This window comes from Candidatus Protofrankia californiensis, from assembly GCF_900634765.1.
Lineage (GTDB): Bacteria > Actinomycetota > Actinomycetes > Frankiales > Frankiaceae > Protofrankia > Protofrankia californiensis.
This window is the reverse complement of sequence record NZ_CAAAFT010000256.1, coordinates 1-3,829: the sequence shown is the minus strand read 5'-3', so window position 1 is coordinate 3,829 and position 3,829 is coordinate 1. Positions and strand designations below refer to the sequence as shown.

Here is a 3,829-nt window from a genome sequence, read left to right as displayed (position 1 = left end):
CCGCCGAGAGCCCTGATGCAAACGCTCTCGGCGGCGTCACCGATCCGGTGGGAACGCCGGACACACAGGAAACACGACCGTGCCGCCATCGGCCCGCGCTGGTCCCACCTACCGGCCTACCGGCTTGCTCCTGTCTCCTACCGGCCCGCTCCTACTGGGACAGCAGCGAACGCAGGACGTAGGGCAGGATGCCGCCGTTGCGGTAGTACTCCGCCTCCCCCGGCGTGTCGATGCGCACGACCGCGTCGAAACGCTTGTCGTCCGCCTGGACGGTGAGGGTCGGGGTCTGCTCGTCGACACTCGCGAGCCCGACGACGGTGAACGTCTCCTCGCCGGTCAGACCGAGCGAGGCGACCGACTCCCCGGGCGGGAACTGCAGCGGCAGGACCCCCATCCCGATCAGGTTGGACCGGTGGATGCGCTCGTACGACTCGGCGATCACGGCGCGGACACCGAGCAGCGCCGTGCCCTTGGCCGCCCAGTCACGCGACGAGCCCGAGCCATACTCCTTACCGGCGAGGATGACCAGCGGCACCCCGGCGGCCGCGTACTTCTGCGCCGCATCGTAGATCGCCAGCTGCTCGCCGTCGGGCAGGTAGCGGGTGACCCCGCCCTCGGTGCCGGGAACGAGCTTGTTACGCAGCCGGATGTTGGCGAACGTCCCGCGGATCATCACCTCGTGGTTGCCCCGGCGGGACCCGTAGGAGTTGAAGTCCTTCGGGTCCACTCCGTGCTCGACCAGGTAGCGGCCGGCCGGCGAGTCCCGCTTGATGGAACCGGCGGGTGAGATGTGGTCGGTGGTCACCGAGTCGCCCAGCAACGCCAGCACGCGGGCGCCGATGATGTCCGGACGCGGCGTCGGCTTCGCCGGCATCCCCTCGAAGTACGGAGGGTGGCGGACGTAGGTCGAGTCGGGTGCCCAGGCGAAGGTCTGGGAGACCTCCCCTCCATCCCCGGTGGGCAGGGACTGCCACTGCTTGTCCCCGGAGAGGTCGCCGTAGTCCTCGGTGAACATCTCCGAGCGGATCGCGTCGCCGACGACCTCGGCGACCTCGGCCTCACTCGGCCAGATGTCGCGCAGGTAGACCGGGTTGCCGGCGCTGTCGGTGCCGAGTGGGTCGCTGGTCAGGTCGATGTCCATCGTGCCGGCCAGCGCGTAGGCGACGACCAGTGGCGGGGAGGCCAGATAGTTCATCTTGACGTCCGGGTTGATCCGGCCTTCGAAGTTGCGGTTGCCGGACAGGACGCTGACCACCGCCAGGTCACCGGCGTTCACGCCCTGGCTGATCTCCTCCTGCAGCGGGCCGGAGTTGCCGATGCAGGTGGTGCACCCGTACCCGACCAGGTTGAAGCCGAGCTTGTCCAGGTACGGGGTGAGCCCGGCACGCTCGTAGTAGTCCATGACGACCTTGGAACCCGGGGCGAGGGTGGTCTTGACCCACGGCTTGCGGGTCAGGCCGCGGTCGACGGCGTTACGGGCCAGGATCGCCGCACCGATCATGACCTGCGGGTTGGAGGTGTTGGTACAGGAGGTGATGGCGGCGATCGCGACCGCGCCGTGGTCGATCTCGAAGCTGGTGCCGTCCGCAAGCGTCACCGGGGTGGGGTTGGATGGGCGGTCACCGACGTCTCCGGCCCCCGTGTTGGACGACACGGGCGCGTCGCCGGGCTTGTCCGCGAACGCGGCCGCGGGGTCGCTGGCGGGGAAGGATTCGGCGCTGGCCTCGTCCGCACCGCCGTTGACGAACCCGTTCGAGGTGGCTTTGGACGGGTCGGCGTAGTCCACGAGCGCCGTGCGGAAGGCGACCTTGGCGGTGCGCAGGGGCACCCGGTCCTGCGGACGCTTGGGCCCGGCCAGCGACGGCTCGATCGTGGACAGGTCGAGCTCAAGGGTGGTCGTGTACACCGGCTCGTGGCTGGGATCGTGCCACAGGCCCTGCTCCTTGGTGTAGGCCTCGACCAGGTCGATCTGCTCCTGGGGACGGCCGGTCAGCCGCAGGTAGGCCAGCGTCTCCGCGTCCACCGGGAAGATCGCGCAGGTCGAGCCGTACTCGGGGCTCATGTTGCCGATGGTGGCCCGGTTCGCCAGCGGGACGTTGCCCACGCCCTCGCCGTAGAACTCGACGAAACGGCCGACCACGCCGTGCCGGCGCAGCATCTCGGTGATGGTGAGGACCAGGTCGGTGGCGGTGGTGCCGGCGACCAGCTCGCCGGTGAGCTTGAAGCCGACCACGGTCGGGATCAGCATGCTGACCGGCTGGCCGAGCATGGCGGCCTCGGCCTCGATGCCGCCGACGCCCCAGCCGAGCACACCGAGCCCATTGATCATTGTGGTGTGGCTGTCGGTGCCGACCAGCGTGTCGGGGTAGGCCAGCCGGCCGTCGGCGGTGTCCTTGGTGAAGACCACCCGGGCGAGGTACTCCAGGTTGACCTGGTGGACGATCCCGGTGTTCGGCGGGACGACGGTGAAGTTGTCGAAGGCGGCCTGGCCCCACCGCAGGAACTGGTAGCGCTCGCGGTTGCGGCCGAACTCCAGCTCCGCGTTACGGGCGAAGGCGTCGGAGCGGCCGAAGACGTCCGCGATGATCGAGTGGTCGATCACCAGCTCGGCCGGCGCCAGCGGATTGATCTTCGCGGGGTCTCCGCCCAGCGCTGCCATGGCCTCGCGCATCGCGGCGAGGTCGACCACGCACGGCACCCCGGTGAAGTCCTGCATGATCACCCGAGCTGGGGTGAACTGTATCTCCTGGCTCGGCTCGGCGGCTGGGTCCCAGGAGGCGAGCGCGTTGACGTGGTCGGCCGTGATGTTGGCACCGTCCTCGGTGCGCAGCAGGTTCTCCAGCAGGACGCGCAGGCTGTAGGGCAACCGGTCGGCTCCGGAAATCGCGTCCAGCCGGCGGATCGTATACGTATGGTCACCTACCTTGAGGTGACTTGTGCTGCCGAAGCTGTCCATATCTCCTCCTCGCCGCGTTCCCTCGCGGACCATCCTGGCTCGTGTTGGGCCTTCCGGGCCTGTGTCAGCGAGAAGAAGCATGTTCTCACCGACACGGGTCAAGCCTGTGGGGCCGACGGCGGCGCAAGAGGAGCGATGATCGCACCCCTTCTGGCCAGCCAGCAGCTCCTCTGGTCGGCCACCGCTTTTCCGGTCGCCACTACCGGTCGTCACCTGGTCGTCACCGCGGGGGCACTAATATCCCTTTTACTTAGTATTGCTAAGGATATACCAGCAGACACGAGTGACGCGCCAGGCTCCGCACGTGTGTGGCGGTGCGAAAAAACATGATCGCACCGCCTTTGGCCCGCTCGCTAGGCGTTCTCAAGAAGGTCCGGGGAGACGCTCGCCTCGGTGTTCGGCAGTCCGAGCGAGTGCGCCCTCTTGTCCGCCAGCGCGAGCAGTCGCCGGATACGACCGGCCACCGCGTCCTTGGTCAACGGTGGGTCCGCAAGCGCACCCAGCTCCTCCAGGGACGCCTGGGCGTGCTCAAGGCGCAACTGGCCGGCCGCCAACAGATGACCTGGCGCGTCGTCCCCCAGGATCTTCAACGCCGCCTGGACCCGGGCACCGGCCGCCACCGCCGCTCGAGCGGACCGACGCAGGTTGGCGTCGTCGAAGTTCGCCAAGCGGTTCGCGGTCGCCCGCACCTCACGGCGCATCCGGCGCTCCTCCCAGGCCAACAAGCTGTCATGAGCACCGATCTTCGTCAGCAGCACGCTGATCGCGTCCCCGTCCCGGATCACCACCCGGTCCACCCCACGCACGTCCCGGCTCTTGGCCGCGACCCCAAGCCGCCGGGCCGCGCCGACCAGCGCAAGCGCCGCCTCAGGG

At 68.8% G+C, this 3,829-nt stretch carries 2 protein-coding genes; both read right to left on the bottom strand.

Translation table 11 applies throughout. From position 1 onward, the window contains the following. Nucleotides 1-151: 151 nt before the first annotated feature. On the bottom strand, nucleotides 152-2,956 hold the full coding sequence (locus tag DD1DGNOD_RS13870; protein ID WP_131766800.1) for an aconitate hydratase: 2,805 nt from the start codon (nucleotides 2,954-2,956) through the stop codon (nucleotides 152-154). Nucleotides 2,957-3,309: 353 nt separating this feature from the next. Further along, nucleotides 3,310-3,829: DNA-binding protein WhiA (gene whiA / locus DD1DGNOD_RS13865; protein WP_131770341.1), on the bottom strand; the 520-nt coding region annotated here is incomplete at its 5' end.